Source organism: Paraburkholderia sp. BL18I3N2 (assembly GCF_003001875.1).
Classification (GTDB): Bacteria; Pseudomonadota; Gammaproteobacteria; order Burkholderiales; family Burkholderiaceae; genus Paraburkholderia; species Paraburkholderia phytofirmans.
Genome location: NZ_PVNC01000001.1, coordinates 905,230 through 931,313 on the forward strand (window position 1 = coordinate 905,230; position 26,084 = coordinate 931,313).

Consider the following 26,084-nt stretch of genomic DNA (forward strand, 5'->3'; position numbering starts at 1 on the left):
AATCGCCGAGCCTTCATGACGCATCCCTCAACACCGTGCGAAAACCGATATGCGACGCCGGCAAATCCGCTTCCTGCTGTTCGCGCGACGCCGCCCGATAGCGCACGCAATAGTCGCGCGAGCATAGAAACGAACCGCCTTTGATGACCATCGGCGTGTCGTGTTTGCGGCTGAGCGGCGCGACCGCCGCGGTGTCGCCATTGGTGTGCGACTGGTGCGGACCCGTGTAGACATCCTTGGTCCATTCCCATGCATTGCCGATCATGTCGTAGAGCTTGAAGTCATTGGCGGCATAGCAGCCGACGGGCGCGAGACCGACGTGACCGTCCTCATTCGTGTTGAGCACGGGAAACACGCCTTGCCAGTAATTCGCGCTCGGCTTGCCGTGTCCGTCGCGCGGCGCGGTGTCGAGGTCCGCGCCTTCGCGGCCTGCTTTGCCCGCGTATTCCCACTCGGCCTCGGTGGGCAGATCGCGGCCGAGCCAGCGCGCGTAGGCGAGCGCGTCGGCTTGCGTGACCATCGTCACCGGCTGATTCAGGCGGCCTTCGAGCGTGCTGCCCGGCCCGGTGGGATGATTCCACGCTGCGCCTTTCACCCATGTCCACCAGGCGAGATCGCGTGCGTTCATCTCGTCGCGTGTCGGAGTGTGAAACACCACGGCGCCACCCTGGCGCTCCGAATCGCTGACATAGCCCGTCGCTTTCACGAACGCCGCGAACTGCGCATTCGTCACATCGGTCTGATCAATCCAGAAACCGGCCACGCGGGTCTTGCCGTCGCCGGCCGGACGCTCGTCTTCGTAGCCGAGCTTGCTGCCGAATACGAAGTCGCCGCCGTGCAGATGCACCGTGCCGGCTTTCGGGTCGTCGCGCCAACGCGCTGGCAGACCGGCGTAGCGCTCGCATTGCTGCTCGGAGCCGAGCGCGGCCAACGGGCGCGACGTGTTGAGTTCATCGAACGCGCCTTGTTTGGCACCGCCGCCAAAGACCGCCGAAGCGGCCGTCGCGGCGGTAAAAGCGGCGGCGAACGCGACTGTGGCGATCGCCGCGTAAGCGCCGTAGAGCGCCGCGTTGCTCTTCAACTTGAATCTGACGGTCATTGCGTGCTCAGTAGTAACCGCGCGGACGCAACGGTTCGACGCCGCCGACGCTGCTCATATAGTTGTTCCACTGTTGCACGAGACCGTCGATCACCGAGGGATTCTGCGTCGACACGTCCTGTGTTTCGCCACGGTCGGCGCTCATATCGAACAGTTGCCAGTGGCCGTCCACGGGACCGAGCGGCGGTTCCGTCCACAACGCTTTCCAGCGGCCGTCGGCGCTGCGCAGATAGCCGCGGCCATAGGCTTCGTCGCCGAACGATGCGGTGTGCACCGCGCTCGTCGCCTGATCGTTCAACAGCGGCAGCAGCGACTGCCCGGTGACCGGATACACGTAGCGATTGTTATAGACCACCTTGCCCTTGTTCTGATCGACGCCGGTCAGCGAATTGATGAGCGGCGGCGCGGCCTGCGTGGGCGGCGAAACCTGTGCGACGGCGAGGAACGTCGCGGTATTGTCGGTCACGTGCGTGAAGTCGCGCAGCGTCGGTTTCTGCGTGCTCTGACCAGGCAGATGGACGATCAACGGCGTGGACACGCCCCCTTCGCCCGAGTAGCCCTTGGTCAGGCGGAACGGCGTGGCGCTGACTTCGGCCCAGCGCAAACCGTATTGCAGACGTTGCGCGTTCTGCTTGCCGTTGTCGGTGCCGAGTGTCGAGTAAACCGGGTCGGCGGCATTGGCGGTGTCGGTCGCGCTCGGGTCGGCGCCGGAGTCGATCGGCCAGCCTTCCGCGCCGTTGTCCGACTGGAACATGATGAAGGTATTGTCGTACTCGCCGATATCCTTCAGATGCTGGATCAGCAGCCCGATGTTGTGATCGAGGTTTTCGACCATGCCCGCGTAGATTTCCATATAACGCGCCTGGGCTTTCTTCTCGGCGGGTGAGAGACTTGCCCACGTCTTGTTCACCGTGCCGGGGCCGTAGTCCGTATAGCCTTGCGCCGCGCTATGCATGGCGCTCACGTACTTCGCGTTCACCGTGCCGTTGTTCGCCGTGGCCGCGGTAGCGACGAGTGTTTCCGATGCACCGCCGTACGGCACGAAGTCGTTCGGAATAATGCCGAGCGCTTTTTGCCGCGCAATGCGCGCGTTGCGGATCGCGTCGTAACCGGCGTCGTATTTGCCGGCGTAGTTGTGCAGATAAGGTTCGGGTACTTGCAGCGGCCAATGCGGCGACGTGTAGGCCGCGTATGCGAAGAACGGTTTGCCGTCGCCCTTGTTCGAATCGATGTACGAGATCAGGCGCTGCGTGTAAAAGTCGGTCGAATAGAACGCCGCGGGGCTGCCGCCCGCCCCGCCCGGTTGTCCCGGCTGACCGGGCTGCACGTATTTGCCGTCTTCGGTGTAGTTATGCGAGTTCGCCGGTTCGTGCGCGAAGTGGTTGGTCGCGGCGCCGCCGAGCAAGGCATAGCTATGTTCGAAGCCCCATTGGTCGGGCGTCTGTCCGCCGCCCGTCGTGCTGCCGACAATGCCCGAGCCGATATGCCACTTGCCGGCCATATACGTGTGATAGCCACCGTCCTTCAGCAGTTGCGCAACGGAGAGCGCGCGGTCGTTCAGATAGCCCTCGTAACCCGGCAGTCCTTTGCGCTCATCGGTCGGCACACCCATGGTGCCTTCGCCGACCAGATGGTGATCGGTGCCGGAGATCAACATGGAACGCGTGATCGCGCAGACGGTGCCCGTATGGTGATTCGTCAGGATGCGGCCCGATTGCACCAGCGCGTCGAGGTTGGGCGTGTTGATTTCGCCGCCGAACGCGTGAATGTCGGAATAGCCGAGGTCGTCGGCCATGATGTACAGAATGTTCGGGCGTTTCTGGGCGACTACGGGTGTGGGCGTCGGGCCGGGCAGATTGTCGTCGCCGCAGGAGGCGAGGGCGACGAGACTGGCGACGGCGGCGCCGATCATGCCAAGACGAAGAGAAGGGCGCTGCGATCGTTGTGTTGTCATTGTTGTGCGGACCGGATATGTCGGGTCGCCGATGGTAGCAATGACGCCAGAACGCCCAAAGTTCGATTTCTGCGTTGCTATGTTCGATTGCCGATATAGGCGTTGCGGCGTGATATCGGGTATCAGCCAAGCGCCGCTTTTAGCCTCTAAGCGTAGGTCTAGTTGCCTGGATCGAGCACCGGCTTGTCCGGGTTCGCACGCGTTTTGTAGGGGAGCTGTGCGGCGCGCGGATTGGTGACGGTGCCGTCGATCACACGCTCGACGTCCGCGGTTTTCGCGAGCTCGGTGAGGAAGCTCTGCTTGTCGAAGCCCGGCGCGACGCAGCCTTCCACATAAATGAAACGGCGTTGCAGAGTCAGCCAGAGCGTCGACTGTTCGCGCCAGTGCGTGGCGAAATTGATGTTGGTGAGTCGACGCTGTACGGCCTCGGCGATTTCCGCGTCGTACAGATAGGCGTTCGATAAACGGCAGCGGCCTTCCACCCAGCAACTATTGCCGCGTTCGATCCGGTAATGGCTGTCGTCGAGCCATTCTTTCTCGGTTTCGAGCGGCCCCAATGGCACCGGACAATCGCTGATCGCTTTGGAGATCTGAAAGAACGGGTCGTGACCGCGATTGACGCGCGCCGGTTCGGCATGGGCGTGAATAGCAGTAACGCCGAAACAGATCAGCAGACTCGCTAGCCGCAATGGGGTCGAGCGTTTCATCCTCATCAGCTCCAGGTGTCGGGCGTTGAGTAGACGGAACGATAGCAGTGGTTTGAGTGGCTGCAGCGCCGATTATGCGACGGATCGCCGATCCGCGTCAGTCAGGTTTTCACCGGTTCGTCCGCCGGTTCTCGACCGCGAACTTGATCAACTCGGCCTGACCTTCGATATCGAGCTTGCGTTTCAGATTCAGCCGATGCGTTTCCACCGTACGCACGGAGAGATCGTTGCGCTGAGCAATCTGTTTGCTCGACAAGCCTTCCGCAAGCGCGTCGAGAATGTCGCGCTCGCGTGGCGTGAGCCGTTCGACGGGCGACTGCATCGCCGAAGCCTGGATCAGACGTGCGCCGAGTCCCGCGCTGAAAAACTGTTTGCCTTCGAGCACCGCGCCAATTGCCTGGATGATTTCGGTGGAAGGCGAGTCCTTCAGCACGTAGCCGCTCGCGCCCGCGCGCACCGCCTGGGTCACGTACTCGAGATTGTCGTGCATCGACAGCATGAGCACGCGAATCGCCGGGAAGCGCTCGTGAAACATGCCGGCCAGCGCGATGCCGTTCATTCCGTTCATGCCGACATCCATCAGCACGAGATGCGGTTCCGCGCTCGCGGCGAGGGCGAGCGCTTCCTGCGCATTGCCGGCTTCGCCGACCACTTCGAGGTGGCGCACCGCTTCGAGCCGCGCGCGCAAACCGTCGCGCACGAGCGGATGATCGTCGACGAGAATCAGACGGGCAACAGCGGGTGAGGCGTCGTTCATGGTCAGGTTTCCTGCAAGGCCGGCAATGTCGGCTCGGTCGATCCCAGTGGCACACGCGCGGTGACGAGAGTGTGGCCGGCTTGTGAACTGAGCGACAGTGTGCCGCCCAGCGCTTCGAGCCGTTCGCGCATATTGCGCAGACCCACGCCCGAGCGCCGGCCGACGAACGCATGCGTCACGTCGAAGCCGCGCCCGTTGTCCGCGATGTTCAGCGTGACGGCGTCGTTCGATATTTCCAGCGCGAGCGCCGCGTTCGTCGCCTGCGCGTGGCGCACGATATTCGTCAGCGCTTCCTGGGCGATCCGGAACAGCACGGTGTTGACCGCATCCGGCAAAGCCGCGGCGTGCGTGTGCGCGATCTGCGTGAAGCCGATCTCGACGCCCGACTGCTCGCTCAGTTCGCGCGAGAGTTGTTCCAGCGCGGCTGCCACGCCGAGATCGTCCAGCATCGACGGACGCAGCGCGTGAGAAATGCGCCGCACTTCGCGCAACGTGTCGCCGAGCCGCGTGAGACTGGTGGTGAGTGCGGCCTCCGCGGCGGGCACGCGCACTTCGCTGCGCTCGAAGCGCGCCAGCGCGGATTCGAGCAGCAGCTTCACGGAGACCATCATCTGGCTGATGCCGTCGTGCAGTTCACGCGACAGGCGCGCCCGTTCGTTTTCCTGCGACTCCACTACCTGCTGCGCGAGCCGCTTCAGCTTGGCGTCCGCGCTGCGATATTCGGTGACGTTGAGCACGAGCGCGCACAGCGCGATCACGGCGAGTCCGGCTACGGCGATCGCGTCGATCCATTTCATCGTACGATCGATGTTGGCGGCCGCGCGTTCGTCGATATGCGCGAGCGTGTTATCCACGTCGTCGAGATAGATGCCGGTGCCGATCATCCAGCCCCAGCGCTCCAACGGCACCACGTAGCCGAGTTTCGACGCCACCTTGCCCGTCGACGGACGATGCCACAGGTAGCGCACATAGCCGCCGCCGCGCGAGGCCGCGGCGAGCAGTTGCTGGATAGTCAGCGTGCCTTGCGGATCGCGCAATTCCCACAGGTCGCGCCCGACGAGGTCGGGTTCGCGCGGATGCATCAACGAACGGCCATGCATGTCGTAGACGAAGAAATAACCGTCCTTGCCGAAGTCCATTTTCTGCAGCACGTCGAGCGCGCGTGCGCGCAGCGTCGCGTCGTCGCGCGCATTATCCTGGCCGGCGTCATAGAGCGGCGCGATCGCGGTGGTGGCAAGCTCGACGTAATGCTTGAGCTCGATCTCCTTGCTGGCCATATACGCGGCCTGCGTGGTCGCGTGTTGCGTCTCGGCGAGCGCCGTGGCCTGCCGTTGCACACCGACTTCGATGCTCGCGATGGCGGCCAGAAAGGGCACGATCGCCAGCAGGACAATCTTGGCTTTGAGTTTCATCGTTGAAAAGACCGCTGACCGGCTACGTAGTACTACGTAGCCGGCTTACGTAGTTGCGCGCTTGTGAGGACGCTCACGAAGGCGAATACTACATCCCCACGGCATAGTGCGCCTTGCAGGCGGCTGCGCCCACCGTCGCGCGCCTGGCGCGGCGTAATAAGCACCCCGGTTTGCCGGCTCATACCCGCTACCGGTTTCCGCGTGCCGGACCACAAGTCGTGGCGCGTGGTGTCAATAATAGACTTAGGAGATGATTGTGGAGACATCCCAACCCGCCGGCCGTTCATGGCTATGGCTGATCCTGCTGCTCCCATATATCGCATTGCTGTGGCTGCCGTTTTATAACGACACGCGTCCGTCGTTCGCGGGCTTTCCTTTCTTTTACTGGTATCAGTTCTTGTGGGTGCCGTTGACCTCGCTACTGATTTACGCCGTGTACCGAGGTGTCAAATGAGCGACGTCAATCCCGTGAATCCGGTTGCGATGACCGTCTTTATCGCATTCTTCGTTCTCGTCACCGTGATTGGCTTCTTTGCCGCGCGCTGGAAACGGGGCGACCTGACGCAATTGCACGAGTGGGGCCTCGGCGGCCGCCAGTTCGGCACGGTCATTTCATGGTTCCTCGTGGGCGGCGACTTCTATACCGCCTATACGGTGATCGCCGTGCCCGCGCTGGTCTATTCGGTCGGTGCATATGGCTTTTTTGCCTTGCCGTACACGATCATCGTTTATCCGTTCGTGTTTGCGGTGATGCCGAAACTGTGGAAGATCGCTCACGCGAAAAACCACATCACGGCAGCGGACTACGTGCAAGGCGAATACGGCGGCAAGTGGTTTCCGGCGGCCATCGCGATTACCGGCATTGTCGCGACCATGCCGTATATCGCGCTGCAGCTGGTGGGCATGCAGGTCGTGATCAAGGGGCTCGGCGTGACCGGCGAAATGCCGCTGATCGTCGCCTTCGTGATTCTCGCGTTGTATACGTATGCCAGCGGCCTGCGCGCGCCGGCGATGATCGCGTTCGTCAAGGACATCATGATCTACATCGTCGTGATCGCGGCGGTGTGGCTGATCCCGGCCAAGCTCGGCGGCTACGCGCATGTGTTCGACGCGGCCGATACGTATTTCAAGGCCAAGGGCGGCGCGACCGGCATCATTCTGAAGCCGACGCAGTTCACCGCGTATGCATCGCTGGCTTTGGGCTCGGCGCTGGCGGCGTTCATGTATCCGCATACGATGACGGCGGTGCTGTCGTCCTCGTCGGCGAATACGGTGCGCAAGAATGCGATCTTCCTGCCGGCGTACACGTTGCTGCTGGGTCTGATCGCGTTGCTCGGCTATATGGCGATTGCGGCCGGCGTGCATGTGAAGTCGGCTTCGGACATGGTGCCGGCGCTGTTCAACACGCTGTTCCCGTCGTGGTTCGTGGGCTTCGCGGCGGCGGCGATTGCAATCAGCGCGTTGGTGCCCGCGGCGATCATGTCGATCGGTGCGGCCAATCTGTTCACGCGCAATTTGTGGCGTCCGCTCGTTTCGCCGAATATCTCGCCGGAAGGCGAGGCTTCCACGGCGAAGATCGTCTCGCTGGTCGTGAAGTTCGGCGCGCTGCTGTTCATCGTGTTCCTGCCGACGCAGTACGCGATCGACCTGCAACTGCTGGGCGGCGTGTGGATTCTGCAGATTTTCCCGGCAATCGTGTTCTCGTTGTACACGCGCCGTTTGAATACGCCGGGCCTGTTCCTCGGCTGGCTGGCCGGGATCGTGCTCGGAACCGGGCTGGCAATTTCGCAAGGCCTCAAGCCGGTGTTCGCCCTGCATCTCGGCGATGCGGTCTATCCGGTGTATATCGGGCTGATCGCACTGACGGTCAATATCGTCGTGAGCTTCGCCGTGTCGGTTCTGTCGCCGCGTAGGGTGGTGGCCACGGCCTGAACGATCGATGTCGAGGTAAAGGAACGCCGCGGAGCTTGTTGTCCGCGGCGTTTTTTTGTTGCGCTCCGAAGCGCTAACCGTGCCGTGCGAACCGTTCCACGCTGAACGGCCGCGGATCCACGAGCGTTGCTTCGCCCGTCATCATTTCGGCGATCAGCCGCCCGGTTACCGGACCCAGCGTCAGCCCGTGATGCGCGTGGCCGAATGCGAACCACAAGCCCGGATGTTTTTTCGCGGGGCCGATGATCGGCAGCATGTCCGCTGTACAAGGGCGCCGGCCCATCCAGGGTTCGTCATCGAGACGCTTGCCCAGGGGGAACAGCGTGCGGGCAACCGGCTCGACCGCGGCGAGTTGCGCCGGTGTTTTGGGCGCTTCGAGATCCGCGATTTCCGCCCCCGTCGTCAAGCGGATGCCACGCGCCATCGGCGCCAGCAGGTAGCCGCCTTCCGCGTCGAGCACCGGATGATTCAGGCGCGCCGTGCCCTGTGCTGCATAGTGCATGTGATAGCCGCGTTTTACGGCGAGAGGCAGGCGGTAACCGAGGCGCGCACTCGCACGCTCCGACCACGGCCCCAACGCCACGACCGCGGATGAAGCGGAGATCGTTCCCGCGTCCGTGTCGACTTGCCAGCCATCGCGCAGCGTATCCGCATCGCCAATAAAAAAGCGGCCGCCGAGTGCTTCGAAATATCTGGCGTAAGCGGTGACGAGCGCGTTCGGGTCGCTCACCGAATCGGATTCCGGATAGCGCAGGCCGCCCAGCAAGCTCTTGTCGAGGTCGGGCTCCAGCTGTTGCAGGCGGGCGGCGTCGAGCGCTTCGAACTCGACTTCATATTCGCGATGCCACCGTTCGGCGAGCCCGGTTTCCGCGTCGCGAGCCGCTGCGGTGCGAAACACTTTTATCCAGCCGATAGGGCGTAATAGCGCGCTCGCGCCGGCGTCGGCGGCGAGCGCGCGGTGCTCGCTTACGCAATGCTCGATTAGCGTCGCGTACGACTTCGCAATGGCGGCGTGCCGCGTTGGGTGAGAGTTGCGCCAGTACTGCCAGAGAAATGGCGCGGTCTTGACGATCGCGTCGGCATGATAGCGAACGTCGGGCGACTGGTTGCGCGCATACCGCAGCAACGTGCCGAGCCCGCGAGGAAACGCGTAGGGATAAACGCCTTCGCGCTGGATCAGCCCGGCGTTGCCGAACGAGGTCTCGTTGCCGGGCAGCTTGCGATCGACCAGCGCGACCTGACGGCCGCGTTTCTGCAGATGGACGGCAATGCACACGCCGACAATGCCCGCCCCGAGCACAACGGTATCGAATTTCATTCTGCTTATAGGCCTCGCTTGAAGTCGCTTTGTTCGAAGAGTTCCGCGATCCAGTCGACAAACGTTCGGGTCGCGCCGCTCGCGTTCCTGCCATGCGGATAGACAATTGAAACAGGTACCGCCGATGATCGCGCAGCGGCGAGCACTTCTTTCAGACGTCCTGATTTCAGATACGGCAGCGCGACGAACTCCGAGAGCTGAATCAATCCCAATCCTTCAAGGCCGCATTGCAGATAGGCCTCTGTTTCATTCACCGCAAAGCGGCTCGGCATGGTCATCGTGAGATCTTCGCCTTGTACGTGAAAGCGCCAGTCCAGCGGCCTGCCGGTCGCGTTCGAGATGTAGTTGATCGCACGGTGCTCGTTGAGCGCGCTCACGCTTTCGGGTTCGCCATATTCTTTCAAATATCGCGGCGCTGCGCACGTGATCCAGCTCAGTTCTCCGAGCCGTCGCGCGATCAGGCTCGAATCCGCCAGTTCGCCGGTGCGGATCACGCAATCAATGCCGTCGTAGATCAGATCCGCGGGCCGGTCGCTCAGGCCGAGCACGAGTTCGATGCCGGGAAAGCGCTGCTCGAACTCACGCAGCCGTGGCAACACCATCGCGCGCCCGATGACTCCCGGCATGTCCGCGCGGACACGACCGCGCGGGGTCGCTGCGTCGGCGGATAACTCGCTTTCCACGCGCGTGATTTCCGCGAGAATCGTCCGGCAGGACGCGTAGTAACGCTCGCCCGCATCGGTGAGGCTGAGCGTGCGGGTGCTGCGCCGGAGCAGGGCGGCGCCTAGCTCCTGCTCCAGATTCTTGATCATCGTAGTGACCGACGAACGCGGCAGCGAAAGCGTTTCCGCGGCCTTGCTGAAGCTCTGAGCCTCGACGATGCGCACGAAGGTCGTCATCGCTTGAAGTTTGTCCATGAGCGGGGCACCTGTCCGGGTTCGCGCGGCGCCGTCCGCAGGCGCGTCGGGGCGGGCGTTCATCTTACATGGAGTCGTCCGCTTTATCCGATCCGAGCAGGCTGGTTCGACGCGGGTGCTTTCTCAATTCCGTGAGAGCGAACAATGGCAACGGCTTGCGTGCCTAGACTCCAGAACGTCCGCTTGATGTCTGCCCGCACCGACTGCGCGGCAGCGTGTTACCGGTGGCAGCCGAAAGCAAAAACCGAATCTATCCAACGAACTTCGAAAAGGTCACACCATGTCGCACACTCAATCCATTCTCGTTCTCGGCGCCGGTGAACTCGGCATGGCCGTATTGCGCAGTCTCGCGCGGCGGGCCGCTTCGTCGCCGGGTGTCTCGGTTGCGGTGCTGCTGCGCCCGTCGACTCTGCAATCGAGCGATACCGCCAAACAGAAGGACCTCGCCGAACTGCGTTCGCTTTCCATCGAACTCGTGCCGGGCGATCTGGCCGGGCAGTCCGAAGCCTCGCTCGCCGCGCTGTTCCGGCGCTTCGATACGGTCATCTCCTGCACGGGGTTCGTCGGCGGAAAAGGCGTGCAGCTGAAGATCGCGCGTGCCGTGCTCGAGGCCGGCGTCGAGCGTTATTTCCCCTGGCAGTTCGGGGTGGACTACGACGTTATCGGCCGCGGCAGCGCACAGGATCTGTTCGACGAACAGCTCGACGTGCGCGACCTGTTGCGCGCGCAAGATCGAACCGAATGGGTGATCGTGTCGACCGGCATGTTCACGAGCTTTCTGTTCGAGCCGTCCTTCGGCGTGGTGGATCTGGTGCAGGACACGGTTCACGCGCTCGGCAATTGGGACAACGCGGTGACGGTCACCACAGCCGACGACATCGGCAGGCTCACCGCGGAGATCGCGTTCGCCGAACCGCGTATCGCGGACGAGGTCGTGTTCGTTGCCGGCGACACGGTGACTTACCGGCAACTGGCGGACGCGGTCGATGCGGTGCTCGGGCGTCAGGTACGCCGCGTCGAATGGAGCGTGCCGCAACTGCAAGGCGAGCTGGCCAAGGAGCCCGATAGCGCGGTCAGAAAGTACCGCGTGGTGTTCGCGCAAGGCGCGGGCGTGTCGTGGGACAAGGAGCGTACCTTCAACGGGCGGCGCGGCATCGCGGTTTGCAGCATGGAGCAGTGGATGCGCGAGAACCTTCTGGCGCGCGAGGGTGGGTCGCTTTTTGTAAGCGAGCCGCTCAAGTAAAATGCGCCTCGCGCACGGCCCGCGAATCGACTTGCAGCCGTCCAGGCGTCGACAGCGTGTAAACTGGCGACTTTTTTGCCTCCGGTGGTATGTTGCAAGCCCCCCAGCGCACCGCCCTCAGCGGCCCGGCGCTCATTCGCCTACTGGCACGCCTCGCGGATGTCGATGTTCCCGAATCCAGGCAATCGCTCTCGGACCGGCTCAGCCAATGGCTCGGCTGGACCGACGCCATTGCGCTGTCCTCGGTACTGAACGGCAATCCGCCCGCGGTTTCCGCCGGCACGCGCGGGTTCGGCAGCGCTGAAGAATCGGAGTACGTCCGCGCGCGCAGTTCGCTGGCGAAGACCATCACGGGCGATAGCGTGTTCGCGGCCGACAGGCGGCGCGGACCCGCACGCGCATCCGCGCATGCGTCGTTGCAGAGCGCGCCGGCGGAACCGGCGGCCGATTACGCGGTGTTCCGTCAACGCTACCTCTCCATCCAGCAGTCGATGGAAATGGCGATCGGCAACCTGCGTGGCCGCTTGCGGGGCATGCTGGCCACCAGAACGCCCGCCATGGCGCGGCTCGCCGTGGTGGACGCGGTGATGGAGCGCGCACTGAGCGAGCGCGAGCGCAACCTGCTGGCCGCCATACCCGCACTGCTGGCTGGGCACTTCGAGCGCTTGCGCGCGGCCGAGCTGGCGGCGCTGGCTGCCGCCGAAGCGTCGGACGAAGCCACTGGCGACACCGACAGCAACATCGCCAGCAACGCAGCGGCGCTCGCACCCGGCGCATGGCTGAATGTGTTCCGCAAGGACATGCAGAGCGTGTTGCTTGCCGAACTGGATATTCGTTTACAACCGGTCGAAGGGTTGCTCGCCGCCCTTCGCGCCAGCTAACTGGGACACTATGTCCAGATATCGTATTGATCTCGTTGTGTTTTTGGCAGGTCTGGCCGCTGTGTGCTGGATCGCCGCCGGCTACCTCGGTTCGAACCCGCTGGCACTGGCCGTCACTTTATTGATCGGCGTGTGCTATCTGGCGGGTTCGCTCGAGCTGCACCGCTACAACCAGGCGACCGCCACGCTGACGCAGGCGGTCGCCGGGCTGACCGGGCCGCCGCCCAGCCTCGGCACATGGCTCGAGCCCTTGCATCCGAGCCTGCGCCAGGCGGCGCGCCTGCGCGTCGAGGGCGAGCGGGTGGCCTTGCCGGGTCCGGCGCTCACGCCTTACCTGGTCGGCTTGCTGGTGCTGCTGGGCATGCTCGGCACGTTGCTCGGCATGGTGGTGACCTTGCGCGGCACCGGCATGGCGCTGGAAAGCGCGACCGACCTGCAGGCGATCCGCGCTTCGCTCGCCGCGCCGGTCAAAGGTTTGGGCTTTGCGTTCGGCACCTCGATTGCGGGCGTGGCGACCTCCGCGATGCTAGGGCTGCTGTCCGCGCTGTGCCGGCGCGAGCGCCTGCTAGCCGCGCAGATGCTCGACGTGAGGATCGCGACGACCCTGCGCATCTACTCGCAGAGTCATCAGCGCGAAGAGGCCTTCAGGCTCCTGCAGCGTCAGTCCGAGGTGATGCCCACGCTGGTCGACCGTCTGCAGACGATGATGTCGGCCATCGAGCAACAGAGCCTCGCCTTGAACGAGCGGCAGATCGCCAGCCAGGAGGCTTTCCACGGCAGGGCCGAGGCCGCTTATACGCGCCTCGCGAGTTCGGTCGAGCAGTCGTTGAAGGAGAGCGTGGCGGACAGCACGCGCGCCGCCGGCGCGGCGCTGCAACCGGTCATGCAAGCCACGATGGCCGGCCTCGCGCGCGAGACGGCGGCGTTGCACGACACCGTCACGCACGCCGTGCAGCGGCAACTGGACGGCCTGTCGAGCGGCTTCGAAACGACCACCACGACCGTCGCGGATATCTGGAACAAGGCATTGGCGGGACATCAGAGTTCGAGCGAGGAACTGGCGCAGCATCTGCGCGCCTCGCTGGATCGCTTCACCGACACTTTCGAGCAACGCTCGGCCGGTCTGCTGGACGGCATTTCCGCGCGGCTGGAGAGCACGGCGGGCAATGTCTCGCAGGCCTGGAACGAGGCGCTGGCGCGTCAGGAGAGCGCGGGCGAAAAGCTCGCGGCGAACAACCAGCAGGCGTTGGCGGCGGCCGCCGCGACTTTCGAGCAGCACGCGGCGTCGCTGCTGCGTGGCGTGGGTCAGTCGCACGCGGACTTGCAGACCGAGCTGGCGTCGAAGGATGAACACCGGCTCGCCGCCTGGACCGAGACGCTCGGTGCGATGGCGGCGGCCTTGAGCAAGGCGTGGGAACAGTCGGGCGCGCAGACCGCGAGTCGTCAGCAGGAAATCTGCGAGACGCTGGCGCAGACGGCACGCGATATTTCGGCACAGACGCAAGCGCACGCCCGCAACACGATTGCGGAGATCGACAGGCTCGTCGAGGCCGCAGCCGAAGCGCCGAAAGCGGCGGCGAACCTGCAGGCTGAATTGGCCTCGCGGGACCAGCAGCGTCTGGCCGCCTGGACCGAGACGCTCGGCGCGATGGCCGCCACGTTGAGCAAGGAATGGGCGCAGTCGGGCGCGCAAACCGCGAGTCGTCAGCAGGAAATCTGCGAGGCGCTGGCGCAGACGGCACGCGATATTTCGGCCCAAACGCAGGCGCACGCGAGCAATACGATTGCCGAAATCGACCGCCTCGTGCAGGCCGCTGCGGAAGCGCCGAAGGCCGCGGCAAATCTGCAGGCCGAACTGGCCTCGCGCGATCAGCAGCGTCTGGCCGCCTGGACCGAAGCGCTCGGCGCAATGGCCAACACCTTGAGCGCGGAATGGGAGCAAGCGGGCGCACGTACCGCGAGCCGTCAGCAGGAAATTTGCGAGGCACTGGCGCTAACCGCGCGAGACATCTCCGCCCAGACACAGGCGCACGCCAGCGAGACGATCGCCGAGATCGGCCGACTCGTGCAAGCCGCTTCGGAAGCGCCGAAGGCCGCAGCCGAAGTCGTCGCCGAACTGCGTCAGAAACTCTCCGACAGCATGGTCCGCGATACCGCGATGCTCGAGGAGCGCAGCCGCTTGCTGGAAACGCTGGAAACCCTGCTCGACGCCGTCAATCACGCATCCACCGAGCAGCGCACGGCGGTCGACGCGCTCGTCGCCACGTCGGCGGATTTGCTGGAACGCGCGGGCACGCGCTTCACCGACAAGATCGAACTCGAAACCGGCAAGCTGGGCTCGGTGGCCGCGCAAGTCACCGGCAGCGCCGTCGAAGTGGCAAGTCTCGGCGAAGCGTTCGGCACCGCCGTGCAAGTGTTCGGCGAGTCGAACGACAAGCTGGTGGCGCACCTGCAACGCATCGAAACCGCGCTCGACAAATCCCTCGCGCGCAGCGACGAACAGCTTGCTTACTACGTGGCGCAGGCGCGGGAAGTGATCGATCTGAGCGTGATGTCGCAGAAGCAGATCGTCGAAGACCTGCAGCAACTCGCCAGCCGGCGCGCGTCGGCGGGAGCTGAAGCGGCATGAGCGAGGACATCGACGGCGGCGTGGAGCAGGTCGCGCCGATCTGGCCGGTTTTCGGCGACCTGATGTCGGTGCTGCTGGGCGCTTTCGTGCTGATCCTCGTGGGCGTGATCGGCGTGCAACTGGAGTTGTCGAGCAAGCTGGAGCAGGAGGTCAAGCAGCGTCAGCTGGAAACGCAGCGCCGCAAGACGCTGGAGCAGGCGCTGGCGGGTCCGCTCGCGGCTGGGCGCGTGACGCTCGTGAACGGGCGCATCGGCATCAGCGGCAATGTGCTGTTCGCGCTGAACTCGGATCAGTTGCAGCCGCAGGGCCGTGATCTGCTGAAGAGTCTGGCCGGGCCGCTGTCCGCGTATCTCGGCGCCAATGACGAAATCCTGATGGTGAGCGGCTTTACCGACGACCAGCGTCTGCGCGAAGGCAACCGCCGTTTCGCCGACAACTGGGAATTGTCGGCACAGCGCGCGTTGACGGTGACGCGCGCGCTGATCGACGACGGCGTGCCCGCGTCGTCACTGTTTGCGGCTGCGTTCGGCTCCGGTCAGCCTGTAAGCTCGAATACCGACGAGCAAGGACGCGCCAAAAACCGGCGCGTGGAAATAGCACCGGTGCCTCGGCCATCGACTGCAGCGGTGAAGCCTCGTGAGTAACGACGGCGATAACGATCTGGCAAGCGGAGCCCGAACGACGCTCGATGCATGGCGCGAGCGCGGCGACGATCGGCTCGATCCTGTCCGCTTCCATTTCATCGACGCGCTCGAACGGCGTGCAACCGGTCACAGCGGCGAAGCGCGGCGGATTCTGGACGAAAGGCTATCCGCCCTGCTGGACGCTTACGCCGGGCATATCGAGCGCGCCGCGGCCGCTTCGGCTAATCAAACTGGTGCCCAAGCCGCCGACGAGCCCACGCACGCAACGCTGAAGAGCCTCGTCGACTACATCGCGAGTCAGGATCATGTGCCCGCGGCGGTCGGTTTGCCGCGCGCCGCTTCATATCCCGAACTGCCCGCGCTCGAGTACTTCCGGGAAGTCTGGTCGAAGGTCCGCACGGAAAAGCAGATGCGGCAGTCGCTGGAACAGGTGCCGGGCAACGCCGGTCCGCTTAACTCGAGCAGCCTCGTGCATCGGGCGCTCTCGCTCATGCGCGAAGTTTCGCCGGGCTACCTCAAGCAGTTTCTGACCTACGTCGATGCCTTGTCGTGGATGGAGCAGATAAACGGTGGCGCCGCGCCCGCCGGTAAAGACGCGCCTCGCGCCGCCAGCACCGGCAAGAGCGCTCGCGGCAAAGCACGTTAATGCGATATGCGCCGGAACGTTCCCGGCGCTCCTTGCTTCATGGCCGACGGCGCTCAGTCGAAATCGAACACGTCGAAAAGCGAGCGCTTTTTCTTCTGCGTCCGATAACCCGATCGATGCTCATCGTAACCGCGGTGGCTGTCGTACGAATGATCCCGCTGCCGATGGTGATCGTGGCGATCGTGACTATCGTGACTTGAGCGCGGAGCAGGCGGCGCGTCTGAATTCGCCGCGTCCTGCGCGATCAGCTTGTCGAGTTCGCCGCGATCGAGCCACACGCCCCGGCAGTCGGGACAGTAATCGACTTCGATCGAGCGGCGCTCGGTCATCAGCAGGTCGGTGGTCTTGCAAACCGGGCATTTCATGGCGTCGCTCCTCAAGAGTAGAAAGACATCGATGCTGGACCGGGCGAATGCAGACTGCCCGATCCGGAAAAAACCATCACACGCTTTTCGCTTATTGCCCGCTGTTGAGCGCGCGCTTCGATTTCGCGCGGCGCACCAGCATGTTCATCGCTTCCACGAACGCGGAGAATGCCATCGCCGCGTAGATGTAGGCCTTCGGCACATGCGAACCGAAACCTTCCGCAATCAGCGTCATACCGATCACGAGCAGAAAACTGAGCGCAAGCGTGACGATGGTCGGATTGCGATCGATAAAGCGTGACAGCGGGCGTGCGGCGAATAGCATGGCGAGAACCGCGCTGATCACCGCGACGAACATGATCGGCATGTGTTCGGTCATGCCGACGGCCGTGATGATGCTGTCCACCGAAAACACCATATCGAGCACCAGGATCTGGCCGATCGCGGCCGCCACGGTCAACTGGACGGGGCTGCCCGCTTTGCTGCGTTCCTCTTCGGCATACGTCACGTGGTGGTGAATCTCGCGCGTCGCCTTCCAGACGAGGAACAGGCCGCCGCCGAGCAGGATCAGATCGCGCCACGAAAACGCGTGACCGAACAGCGTGATAGCGGGCGCGGTCAACTGCGCGATCCACGCGACGGTGCCGAGCAGGCCGAGCCGCATCACGAGCGCGAGCATGATGCCGATGCGCTGCGTGCGCGCGCGTTGCGCTTCCGGCAGCTTGTTGCTGAGGATCGAGATGAAGATCAGGTTGTCGATGCCGAGCACGATCTCCATCACGACCAGCGTGAGGAGCGCGGCCCATGCGGCGGGGTCGGCAACGAGCGTGAGCAGAGTGTCCATGGTGTCCGTAAGCGAATGAATGCGGGTGACGTTGGATTAGCGATCATGATCGCCATTTTCTGGCTTCGGATAAATCAGTGATAATCTGAGCGACGTATCGTTTTTTTCGAAGTGTCGCCCCATGCTCAATTACCGGCATCTGTATTACTTCTGGATAGTAGTGAAAGAGGGCGGTTTCGCGCGTGCGGCCGAACGTCTCGATATGGCGGTGCAGACCATCAGCGCGCAGGTGCGGGAGCTGGAGAAATCGATTGGGCGGCAATTGCTGAAGCCGGCGGGGCGCGGCGTCACGATGACTGAAGCCGGCGAGACGGCGTTCAATCGCGCGGAGCAGATTTTTCAGCTTGGCGAGGCGCTCCTCGATGAGATGCGCGAGTCCGGTGGGGAAGGCGTGGCGCGGCTCGCCGTCGGTCTTTCCGACGGCATTTCGAAGCTCGCGGCGCATGCGCTGCTGGCGCCGGTGCTCGGCACGCCGTCGCTCAGGCTTTTATGTCACGAGGGCGAGCACGCCGAGCTGATGTCGGAACTCGCGTTGCATCGGCTCGATCTGGTGCTCGCTTGCCAGCCGGCACCGCAGAATGCCGACCTGCGCGTGCTGAGCCAGCGCCTGGCCGGTTCGCCGGTCGACTGGTACGGCCCGACTGGGATCGTCCGCAAATCCGCGCGCGCGGGCTTTCCGCAGTGCCTCGCCGAGGTTCCCGTGCTTCTGCCGACCCGGCACGCCGCTTTGCGCGCGCGGCTCGACCGTTGGTTCGACGCGCAGGGCATCCGGCCGCACATCGTCGGCGAATTCGAGGACAGCGCGTTGATGGCGGTGTTCGCCGCGCGCGGCCTCGGCGTGTTTCCGCTCGCGGAACTCGGCGCGGAAGATCTGTCGCTGCTGCGAGGCCTGCGCTGGCTCGGCCGCGCCGATGGCGTGATCGAGGAAATTCACGCCATCCGTTCGCGTCGCGGGCAACATCACGGGCTCGCTTCTCAGGTGGTGGCGGGCGCGCGCTGATAACCGTGCATGACGCGCGACGGCAGCCCGTGACGGTTGGCGGCCGGCGTCAGGTCGGGTCCCCACGCATTCAACATGGCGGCGAGCAGGGCGATTTCGCCGTCCGCCAGATAGTCGTCCGCGACCGCCACGGCGACACACAGGCGAATGACCTTGCGGCGCAACGCAGGATCGTCGATCTCGTCGATCAAGGTCGTGAGCATGGCCGGGTCGAGACGGCCCACCGGCGGCGCGAACGACAGTTGCGCGACCGAGTGGTCTTCGCACAGCGTCTGCACGATCTGCTCGAATTGCGCGGGCGCGAGACCGAGTTCACCGGCGATATTCAGTTTCTGCAGCACACGCTCTTCCGAACTGCACACGTGACCGTTCGAAGTGAGGGCCAGCGCGACGATGCGTGCTGCGGCTTGCGGGCTGTTACGTGGGTAGCTTCGCATGATCTTTTCCTTTGCTTGGACGATGTCCGTAGTGAAGATGAGTTCCAAGTTTGCGGTAGGTTCGCGATCGGATAAATCTGCTAATTGCGAAGCGAAGGTTCGGAAAAAACGAAGTCGGCAGGTAATCGTGCGTGTGTATTGGTTGGCTGCGTGGCGGCCGTTGCACCGTGTCGGGTGTCGAAGAGGCCGGTCACCGGTGAAGCGCCCGACTTCGAGGCACCTCATCGGAGAACCAGGCGAACTTTGCCGATTTAAAGCGGATGAAGCTTGCCGTTGAGGTCCATCGACCACTTCGAGCCATCGCCGAACGTGAGCACGCCATTCATTGCGTCGATATGGGTCGGTTTGCCGACAGGTTCTTTATCTTTTCCTCCGACGACGCGTGCCATGTCGGCAGAGCTCATTTCTTCGTTGCGATGCAGTTCGCGGATTTTCAGGTCTTTCATGACGTTCTCCTTGAGAAAGTTACCCGGGTGTGCGAGCACGTGTGTGTGTTCGCACACTCACACTGCACATGATGTGCCATGCCTGCTTGAAGACTCAAAGTGCTGTCAACAAAGGAATTGCCGGCTTGAAGAGCTTGCGGCGAAGCTTTGGGTGGCGCGGTAAACCCAACAGTCGAACAGCCTGCTGTCTGTCCAACGACAACAGGCTCTACACTGGCGATGTTTTATTTAAAACGATCATGTCCCAACGGATTTTGGTGTGAGGGCACTGTTAAAAAAACAATCGAGAATTCAATGCACCCAACCTTGAACCGCATCTTGCTGTACGTGAAAGATGTCGCCAGGACGTGCGCGTTCTATGAGCGGCACTTTGGCTTCGCTTCCAGAATCGACCCAGATGACCGCATCGTCGAGTTGGTGTCGCCGCACGGCGGCGCCATCCTCATGGTTCACCAGGCGGGCAAGGGGATGAAGTCCGGCCAGTTGACCGTTAAACTCGTGTTCGATATTCGCGACGTGGAGGCGTTCAAGGAGCAGTGTGCAAAGAACGGCTTGCAATTCGGCGCGACGCATCGGGCGGACGGCTACATATTTGCCAATGCCAAGGATCCCGACGGCAATTCCATTTCGATCTCCAGCCGGAGTTTCGCATCCAGCCGCTAGGCGCGAATGCTCTCGCGCGTCGAGTTGAACGCGGCAAAAAAAGAGCGTCGATCCGAAGAAGACCGACGCTCAAAAGGAGAACCCGCTGTCCACAGGCTCACACACACCGGAGCGCCATCAATGCATTGGCATGTCTTGCATGGCTGGCTGGTTGTTGTTTAGCGCGCTCTGCTGGGCTGCGTGCATGGCGGCTACTTTTCTTTCCGCTTCCTGAATGTCGGCGGGATAGTCACCTTCGTCGCCGCGAGACGGATCGTAACCAGCGGCTTCCAACTCCTCGAGTTCATGGCGCACTTCGGCGCGCGTGAGCTGATGCGTGCCGGGCGTGGCCGACGTTTGCGCATAGGCCCCGCTTGCCGTTGCTAGAAGGGCGGCGCTTGCAACGAGTGCGCCGGCTGCGGCGCGGACCATGAGACGGTTCAGAGAGGTCGGTTTCATGTCAATACTCCTTGATATGCGAGCGCAATGTTCGAACTCGACGTGAGCCGGCATTAGCACGCTCTAAACGGGTAAACCAGGGGAGTGGATGTCTTATTCCCGGTAGCGCGTTGAAAAAAGCGCGGGAATAATCACGTCGGATTCGGCGTCTTGCAGTGCGTGAAGACACGAATTGGGGTGAGCAAAATGAACATCATCGATATGGCCCGCGAATCGGGAATGGCCGTTATCCTCGACGCCCGGATCGGCCGGGAGGAATACCACAGCGTATGCGGTTCGCTGTCGGCACTAGAGAAATTTGCCGACGCTATCCGCCAGACGCGGGTGAGTCACAAAACGGCTCTCGAGCGGCGGCAACGGCCTCTCACGCGAGGCCTGAAATGAATCGAACGCGTATTGCGACCTGGAAGCCGCTGTATCCGGCCGACATGCTGCGAGCCGCCGGGCGTGCGCCACGAGTGCCTTTTCGGCGGTCGCTGAGTATGGCTGGCCGCGCTGCGAGGGAATCGGCTGTTCATACTCTGCTGCGCCGCTGTCAATTCGTATCCGGCGTGGTGCTGCTGATCTACCTGTCCCTGCATCTGGTCAATCACGCGCTCGGGATCTGGTCGCTGGATCTTGCGGGTCGCGGTCTGGCACTGGCGTTGCGGGTGTGGCGAAGTGCGCCCGGAACGGTGCTTCTTTATGGCGCGTCGCTCTTGCATTTTTCGCTGGCGCTGCGAACGATTTACGGGCGCCGTCACTGGAAAATGCCGCTCACTGAATGGGTGCGGCTTTGGGCGGGATTGAGTTTGCCGCTGCTGCTGATCCGTCATGTGGTATCCACCCGGCTCGCCTCGTCGCTGTACGGATTCGAGCCGAACTATGAGCGCATCGTGATATCGCTCATCACTAGCGGCACGCAAGGTTTACAGCTTGCACTGCTTGCGCCCGGCTGGGTGCACGGTTGTCTGGGACTGTGGCTGCGTATGCGCCATCGCGCTGGGGCGCGGCGCGCGAAACCTTTTCTTCTCGGGCTGCTCGTTGGGTTGCCCATGCTGTCCGCCGCGGGTTTCGTTCGAATGAAGCAGATGGTCCTCGCACTCTGCATCGGGCCATTGCAGACCGACCCCAAGCTGGTCGCCCATCGACTTTCGCTCGATACATGGCGCCACAACATTCTGATGCTGTATCTGGCGTTGCTGATCGGCGCCTTCGTCGCCGGTCAATTACGCAACTGGCGGGAACGCAGGCGGCTTCGAAAGGCGACGATGACCATCTGATCCGCCAACGTTCGGCGCGTTCTGCGAGGACTTGCTGGTCTGAGCCTGGACCCGCCGAGTCCAGCAGGTCGCAGCGGAGTCAGCGCTGCCCGTCACATCAGGACGCCTGCGGCACTCGACCTGATCGCGGCCGTCGGCAACTCGAAGCAGAAGGTCGTGCCCGTTCCCGCCGTGTCGAGCAAACGTATCTGGCTCTGGTTCAATTGCAGCATGCGCTGGACGATCAGCAACCCCAGTCCGCCGCCCCGATGCGCGCCGCCTGAGTTGAACGGGCGTTCGAACAGACCTTCGCGCTGCTCGGGCGGAATGCCGGGACCCGTGTCGCTGACCGTCACCGACACCTTGCCGTCCTTGTGCGCGAGGTCCACCTCGATCGATCCTTCAGCGGGCGTATGGCGAATCGCGTTGTCGAGCAGATTCGTCAGCACGCGCTCGATCATGCCGAGATCGGCACTGACGTTCGGCAAGCGTGGCGGGATATTCGCGCGCAACTGAATATGCCGCGCCTCGGCCGGCAATTCGAATTTCTGAAAGACGTCCTGTACCAGATCGACCAGCGAGAACTGTTCGAGCGCGGGTTGCACGTTGCCGTGTTCGAGCCTGGCGAGTTCGAACAAAGCCTGCGCGAGCCGGCCCACCTTGACGCTTTGCGCGAGCGCGATCGCCAGGTAGCGCTTGCGGTCCGTTTCGCCGAGCGTGTCGGACTTCAGTGAAAGCGTTTCGAGGTAGCCGTGCAGCGAGGTCAGCGGCGTGCGCAGGTCGTGCGAAATATTGGCGATCAGTTCGCGGCGCTGCTGGTCCTGGCGCGTCAGCGCGCGCCATTGTTCGCCGATGCGGTTCGCCATCTGCGCGAACGTCGCTTCGAGCACGGCGATTTCGTCGCGGCGTCCGGCCGGCGACGAACGCGGCACGCTCGGCTGGGTGTCGGGCTCGCCCTCGGCATCGAAGCGGCGCATGGCGTCGGTCAGGCGCCGCAGCGGCCGCGTGATCAGGCCGAATGCGGTCAAGCCGGCCAGCAATCCCAGCAGCGCGACCAGCGCCATCGACCACAAGGTAGTGCGCAGCACGGAACTGGCCGCGACGCGCGCGGCGAGCGCGTCGTGTTCCTCGCCGAGCAGGACCACGTAGATATAACCGGACGGCGCCTGTCCGCTCAATTGCAGCGGTGCTGCACTGAACACCTTCTTACCGTCGAGGCTGCGCGGATCGTCGCCGAGAATCGGCAGCGCGTCTCCCGCGATGAATTGCCGGATCGGCGCAAGATTCACCTGTTCGCGCTTGACGTGCCCCGCGGGCGCGTCGTCGCCTTTAATGTGGCCTTGATTGTCGAGCAGGTACACCTCGACGCTCGGATTCACTCTCATCAGTTGACCGAATAGCTGCCGGACCGCGTCGGGCCGCAAGCCGTTGGCATCCATCAACGAGTTGCCATGAGCGATATGGTCGGCGAGATTGCGCGACAGGCTCTGTATGACTTCCTTCTCGTGCAGATCGCTCGAACGGATCTGCAGGAAGGCCGACGCGCCACAGCATGCCAGCAGCAGCACGGAGAAAACGAGCGAGAGCCGCTGGGTCAGCGTCAGATTCACGATGGGTCCTTCGGTGCGCCGGCTGGCTCGCCGGGCACGGCGAGTTTATAGCCGCGTCCCCAAACGGTCAGGATGCGCTCGGGTTGGGCCGGATCGGCCTCGATCTTCGCGCGCAGCCGGTTGATATGAGTGTTGACGGTGTGCTCGTAGCCTTCGTGCTGATAGCCCCACACCGCATTGAGCAGGTCCATGCGCGAAAACACTTTGCCGGGATGCTGCGCGAAGTAATAGAGCAGGTCGAATTCGCGCGGCGTGAGTTCGATCGGCTTGCCGTCGACGGCGGCCTCGCGCGTGAGCGGATCGATCGACAACCCGGCAATGCGCAGACTGCCGGCTTCGATTTTCGAGTCTTTCGCCAGCGCGTCGACGCGCCGCAGCAGCGCTTTCACACGCGCCACCAGTTCGAGCACGGAGAACGGTTTGGCGAGATAGTCGTCCGCGCCGAGTTCGAGGCCGAGAATCCGGTGCACTTCGCTCGACCGCGCGCTGGTGATGATGATCGGCGTATAGCGCGTCATCGCGCGGGCGCGCCGGCAGATTTCCAGCCCGTCGACGCCGGGCAGCATCAGATCGAGAATCAGCGCGTCCCAGCCGCCTTGCTTCAGAAGGCGCAGCCCTTCATTGCCGTCGGCGCTGTGCACGACTTCATAGCGCTCGTCGCGCAGATGCAGGCTCAGCACGTTGGCGATGTCGACGTCGTCTTCGACGATCAGGATGCGCTTCGGATTGTCCATGGTGGGCTTGAGCCGCGGTTCAGGGCGTGGTTGAGGAGGAGGGCCAGGCGCGGCCGCCGGGAAAAGCGGCCATGGCGCCATTGTGCAAAATTTCTGGGCAGCGAGTTATCACATTTAATTTAACTTTTCGTGAGGACTTCGACATCGGCGGCGCTCTAGGATGTGGGCACTTTCTGCAGTATCAGGTTTTGAATGAACTGTACGCCGGCTGCCGCCCGAGTCAGCGTGCCCACTTTAACCGACCTATACGAACGTTCGGAACTGACATGTTACTCATCGTTCTCGCCTATCTCGGCGGCGCCCTTACGATTCTCAGCCCGTGCATCCTGCCGGTGCTGCCGTTTGTGTTCGCGCGCGCCGACCAGCCTTTCGTGCGCAGCGGCTTGCCTTTGCTTGCGGGCATGGCGCTGACCTTCGCCCTCGTCGCGACGCTTGCCGCGGTGGGCGGCGGCTGGGTCACGCAGGCTAACCAGTACGGCCGCTGGGTGGCTATCGCACTGCTGGCGATCTTCGGGCTGACCCTGCTGTTCCCGCGTTTCGCCGATCATCTGATGCGGCCGCTTGTTAGCGCCGGCAATCGCCTGTCGAATTTCGCGCAGGCCGATGGTCAGCAGGTCCGCGCGGGGTCGTCGTTTCTGCTCGGCATTGCCACCGGCCTGTTGTGGGCGCCGTGCGCCGGTCCTATTCTCGGTCTCGTGCTGACGGGCGCGGCATTGCGCGGTGCGAGCGTCGGCACGACGTTGCTGCTGGTGGCCTACGCGGCGGGCGCGGCGACTTCGCTGGCGGTGGCGCTGCTGATCGGCGGCAAGGTGTTCACGGCGATGAAGCGCTCGCTGGGCGCGGGCGAATGGATCCGCCGCGGCATCGGCGCATTGATGTTGTGCGGCGTGGCGGCGATCGCGCTCGGTTTCGACACCGGCGTGCTCGCTCGAGTCTCGACGGTTGCGACCGGTGGACTCGAACAGAAACTCGTCGATAAGCTGTCGCCGAACGCGGCACCGGGCAAAGCGCCGGTTGCCGGCAATCCGGCCGATGCGTCCGGCGGTGCCATGGTGAGCGCGAACCCCGCGTCGCAATCGGCGGCAGGCGCCGATGCGGATTCCACCGCGGCCAATGCCGCGCAGGGTGGCGCGATGATGCGCACCGCCGCCGCCGAAGCAGCGGCGCTGCCGGTGGAAGGCGTGTTGCCCCCGTTGGACGGCGCGGTCCAATGGCTGAATTCGCCGCCGCTCACCACCCAGGACTTGCGCGGTAAGGTCGTGCTGGTCGACTTCTGGACTTACTCGTGCATCAACTGCCTGCGTTCGCTGCCGTATGTCAAAGCGTGGGCGCAGAAATACAAGGATCAGGGGCTCGTCGTGATCGGCGTGCATGCGCCGGAGTTCGCCTTCGAACGCAATATCGACAACGTCAAGAAGGCCACGCACGACCTCGGCGTCGACTATCCCGTCGCGATCGACAACAACTATGCGATCTGGCGCGCGCTGAATAACCAGTACTGGCCCGCGCACTATTTCGTCGATGCGAAAGGGCAGATCCGTTATCACCACTTCGGCGAAGGCGATTATGCGGAGTCCGAAAAGGTGATCCAGCAGCTGCTGACCGAAGCGGGCCACGCGAATGCGTCGAAGGTCGCGCTCGGTATTGCAAGCGACGGTGCGCAGGGTGTGCAGGCCGCGGCGGACAACGCCGATATGCAATCGCCGGAAACCTACGTGGGTTATCAGCGGGCGGAGAACTTCGCGTCGCCGGGCGGGGAAGTGGCGGACAAGACGCACACGTATGCAGCGCCGTCGCAACCCGGCGTCAACGACTGGGGCCTCGCCGGTTCATGGAACGTTGGCGCGGAGAACGCCACGCTCGCTGCACCCTCGGGACGCATCGTATATCGCTTTCATGCACGCGACCTGCATCTGGTGCTCGGTCCGGGCAAGGACGGCAAGCCGGTGCGGTTTCGCGTGAGCGTCGACGGCGCCGCGCCCGGCGCGTCGCACGGCACCGACGTCGCCGCCGATGGCAGCGGCACCGTAACCGGGCAGCGTCTCTATCAACTGGTGCGGCAAACGGGCGAAGTCGGGGATCACACGTTCTCGATCGAGTTTCTGGACCCGGGCGTGCAGGCATTTGCTTTCACGTTCGGCTGAGCCGACGCAAGCGGCTCGACTCA

General features: G+C 63.5%; 26 protein-coding genes. 12 read left to right on the forward strand and 14 right to left on the reverse strand.

The genetic code is table 11. From position 1 onward, the window contains the following. Window positions 1–13 precede the first annotated feature (13 nt). The 5 genes from B0G75_RS04145 to B0G75_RS04165 all read right to left on the reverse strand — a co-directional run bounded on the left by B0G75_RS04145 (window position 14) and on the right by B0G75_RS04165 (window position 5,929). On the reverse strand, window positions 14–1,099 hold the full coding sequence (locus tag B0G75_RS04145; protein WP_106300853.1) for a formylglycine-generating enzyme family protein: 1,086 nt from the start codon (window positions 1,097–1,099) through the stop codon (window positions 14–16). A gap of 7 nt (window positions 1,100–1,106) precedes the next feature. Next, window positions 1,107–3,053, reverse strand: a complete 1,947-nt coding sequence (locus B0G75_RS04150) for an arylsulfatase (protein WP_106300855.1) — start codon at window positions 3,051–3,053, stop codon at window positions 1,107–1,109. A 158-nt stretch (window positions 3,054–3,211) separates the two neighbouring features. Beyond that, window positions 3,212–3,760: a hypothetical protein gene (locus tag B0G75_RS04155; RefSeq protein ID WP_106300857.1), complete on the reverse strand. Its 549-nt coding sequence runs from the start codon at window positions 3,758–3,760 to the stop codon at window positions 3,212–3,214. A 109-nt stretch (window positions 3,761–3,869) separates the two neighbouring features. Beyond that, a complete protein-coding gene (locus tag B0G75_RS04160; RefSeq protein WP_106300859.1) occupies window positions 3,870–4,517 on the reverse strand; it encodes a response regulator transcription factor in 648 nt (215 codons plus the stop codon). A gap of 2 nt (window positions 4,518–4,519) precedes the next feature. Next, window positions 4,520–5,929, reverse strand: a complete 1,410-nt coding sequence (locus B0G75_RS04165) for a cache domain-containing protein (protein WP_106300861.1) — start codon at window positions 5,927–5,929, stop codon at window positions 4,520–4,522. A gap of 256 nt (window positions 5,930–6,185) precedes the next feature. On the opposite strand from B0G75_RS04165, the gene B0G75_RS04170 reads away from it, so the two are divergent. Further along, window positions 6,186–6,383, forward strand: coding sequence for a DUF3311 domain-containing protein (locus tag B0G75_RS04170; RefSeq protein ID WP_012426370.1), 198 nt, complete (start codon window positions 6,186–6,188; stop codon window positions 6,381–6,383). Further along, window positions 6,380–7,861, forward strand: coding sequence for a monocarboxylate uptake permease MctP (gene mctP, locus B0G75_RS04175; protein WP_106300863.1), 1,482 nt, complete (start codon window positions 6,380–6,382; stop codon window positions 7,859–7,861). The genes B0G75_RS04170 and mctP overlap by 4 nt, the downstream gene beginning before the upstream one ends. Before the next feature lie 73 nt (window positions 7,862–7,934). Here mctP and B0G75_RS04180 read toward each other — a convergent pair whose 3' ends face one another. Together B0G75_RS04180 and B0G75_RS04185 are read right to left on the reverse strand one after the other, a co-directional pair. Further along, on the reverse strand, window positions 7,935–9,179 hold the full coding sequence (locus B0G75_RS04180; RefSeq protein ID WP_106300865.1) for an FAD-binding oxidoreductase: 1,245 nt from the start codon (window positions 9,177–9,179) through the stop codon (window positions 7,935–7,937). A 5-nt stretch (window positions 9,180–9,184) separates the two neighbouring features. Then, window positions 9,185–10,096: a LysR family transcriptional regulator gene (locus tag B0G75_RS04185; RefSeq protein WP_106300867.1), complete on the reverse strand. Its 912-nt coding sequence runs from the start codon at window positions 10,094–10,096 to the stop codon at window positions 9,185–9,187. 280 nt (window positions 10,097–10,376) lie between these two features. On the opposite strand from B0G75_RS04185, the gene B0G75_RS04190 reads away from it, so the two are divergent. From B0G75_RS04190 to B0G75_RS04210, 5 genes are all read left to right on the forward strand, one after another. After that, the gene (locus B0G75_RS04190) at window positions 10,377–11,339 is read left to right on the forward strand and encodes an aromatic alcohol reductase (protein ID WP_106300869.1); all 963 of its coding nucleotides are present in this window, start codon (window positions 10,377–10,379) and stop codon (window positions 11,337–11,339) included. Window positions 11,340–11,428: 89 nt separating this feature from the next. After that, on the forward strand, window positions 11,429–12,220 hold the full coding sequence (locus tag B0G75_RS04195) for a DUF3348 domain-containing protein (RefSeq protein WP_106300871.1): 792 nt from the start codon (window positions 11,429–11,431) through the stop codon (window positions 12,218–12,220). Window positions 12,221–12,230: 10 nt separating this feature from the next. After that, entirely contained in the window at window positions 12,231–14,849 is a 2,619-nt protein-coding gene (locus B0G75_RS04200) for a DUF802 domain-containing protein (protein ID WP_106300873.1), read from the forward strand. After that, the gene (locus tag B0G75_RS04205; protein WP_012426375.1) at window positions 14,846–15,493 is read left to right on the forward strand and encodes an OmpA family protein; all 648 of its coding nucleotides are present in this window, start codon (window positions 14,846–14,848) and stop codon (window positions 15,491–15,493) included. Before B0G75_RS04200 ends, B0G75_RS04205 begins: the two co-directional genes overlap by 4 nt. Next, window positions 15,486–16,139 (forward strand): DUF2894 domain-containing protein, encoded by a 654-nt coding sequence (locus B0G75_RS04210; RefSeq protein WP_106300875.1) that lies wholly within the window; start codon window positions 15,486–15,488, stop codon window positions 16,137–16,139. The genes B0G75_RS04205 and B0G75_RS04210 overlap by 8 nt, the downstream gene beginning before the upstream one ends. A 53-nt stretch (window positions 16,140–16,192) precedes the next feature. Here B0G75_RS04210 and B0G75_RS04215 read toward each other — a convergent pair whose 3' ends face one another. Beyond that, window positions 16,193–16,504 carry a zf-TFIIB domain-containing protein gene (locus B0G75_RS04215; RefSeq protein ID WP_106300877.1) on the reverse strand — a complete coding sequence of 104 codons (312 nt, stop codon included), beginning with the start codon at window positions 16,502–16,504 and terminating at the stop codon, window positions 16,193–16,195. Window positions 16,505–16,595: 91 nt separating this feature from the next. Next, window positions 16,596–17,348 carry a TerC family protein gene (locus B0G75_RS04220; RefSeq protein WP_106300879.1) on the reverse strand — a complete coding sequence of 251 codons (753 nt, stop codon included), beginning with the start codon at window positions 17,346–17,348 and terminating at the stop codon, window positions 16,596–16,598. Window positions 17,349–17,469: 121 nt separating this feature from the next. On the opposite strand from B0G75_RS04220, the gene B0G75_RS04225 reads away from it, so the two are divergent. After that, complete coding sequence (locus B0G75_RS04225; protein ID WP_106300881.1) at window positions 17,470–18,348, forward strand: LysR family transcriptional regulator; 879 nt, start codon at window positions 17,470–17,472, stop codon at window positions 18,346–18,348. On the opposite strand, the gene B0G75_RS04230 is transcribed toward B0G75_RS04225, so the two are convergent. Both B0G75_RS04230 and B0G75_RS04235 read right to left on the reverse strand, forming a co-directional pair. Beyond that, window positions 18,324–18,785 (reverse strand): hypothetical protein, encoded by a 462-nt coding sequence (locus tag B0G75_RS04230; RefSeq protein WP_106301888.1) that lies wholly within the window; start codon window positions 18,783–18,785, stop codon window positions 18,324–18,326. The genes B0G75_RS04225 and B0G75_RS04230 overlap by 25 nt on opposite strands. A gap of 251 nt (window positions 18,786–19,036) precedes the next feature. Further along, window positions 19,037–19,231: a hypothetical protein gene (locus B0G75_RS04235; RefSeq protein WP_106277155.1), complete on the reverse strand. Its 195-nt coding sequence runs from the start codon at window positions 19,229–19,231 to the stop codon at window positions 19,037–19,039. 294 nt (window positions 19,232–19,525) lie between these two features. On the opposite strand from B0G75_RS04235, the gene B0G75_RS04240 reads away from it, so the two are divergent. Continuing rightward, the gene (locus B0G75_RS04240; RefSeq protein WP_106300883.1) at window positions 19,526–19,894 is read left to right on the forward strand and encodes a VOC family protein; all 369 of its coding nucleotides are present in this window, start codon (window positions 19,526–19,528) and stop codon (window positions 19,892–19,894) included. A gap of 117 nt (window positions 19,895–20,011) precedes the next feature. On the opposite strand, the gene B0G75_RS04245 is transcribed toward B0G75_RS04240, so the two are convergent. After that, window positions 20,012–20,332, reverse strand: a complete 321-nt coding sequence (locus B0G75_RS04245) for a DUF4148 domain-containing protein (RefSeq protein WP_106300885.1) — start codon at window positions 20,330–20,332, stop codon at window positions 20,012–20,014. Window positions 20,333–20,518: 186 nt separating this feature from the next. Here B0G75_RS04245 and B0G75_RS04250 point away from each other — a divergent pair, with 186 nt between their 5' ends. Further along, on the forward strand, window positions 20,519–20,716 hold the full coding sequence (locus B0G75_RS04250; RefSeq protein ID WP_106300887.1) for a hypothetical protein: 198 nt from the start codon (window positions 20,519–20,521) through the stop codon (window positions 20,714–20,716). 98 nt (window positions 20,717–20,814) lie between these two features. Next, on the forward strand, window positions 20,815–21,594 hold the full coding sequence (locus tag B0G75_RS04255; protein ID WP_106301891.1) for a hypothetical protein: 780 nt from the start codon (window positions 20,815–20,817) through the stop codon (window positions 21,592–21,594). A 92-nt stretch (window positions 21,595–21,686) separates the two neighbouring features. Here the strand turns inward: B0G75_RS04255 and B0G75_RS04260 are convergent, their stop codons facing one another. Then, window positions 21,687–23,183 (reverse strand): HAMP domain-containing sensor histidine kinase, encoded by a 1,497-nt coding sequence (locus B0G75_RS04260; protein WP_181309156.1) that lies wholly within the window; start codon window positions 23,181–23,183, stop codon window positions 21,687–21,689. Next, window positions 23,180–23,917 (reverse strand): response regulator transcription factor, encoded by a 738-nt coding sequence (locus tag B0G75_RS04265; RefSeq protein WP_106300891.1) that lies wholly within the window; start codon window positions 23,915–23,917, stop codon window positions 23,180–23,182. The genes B0G75_RS04260 and B0G75_RS04265 overlap by 4 nt, the downstream gene beginning before the upstream one ends. 266 nt (window positions 23,918–24,183) lie before the next feature. Here B0G75_RS04265 and B0G75_RS04270 point away from each other — a divergent pair, with 266 nt between their 5' ends. Then, window positions 24,184–26,061 (forward strand): cytochrome c biogenesis protein DipZ, encoded by a 1,878-nt coding sequence (locus B0G75_RS04270; protein WP_106300893.1) that lies wholly within the window; start codon window positions 24,184–24,186, stop codon window positions 26,059–26,061. Window positions 26,062–26,084 lie beyond the last annotated feature (23 nt).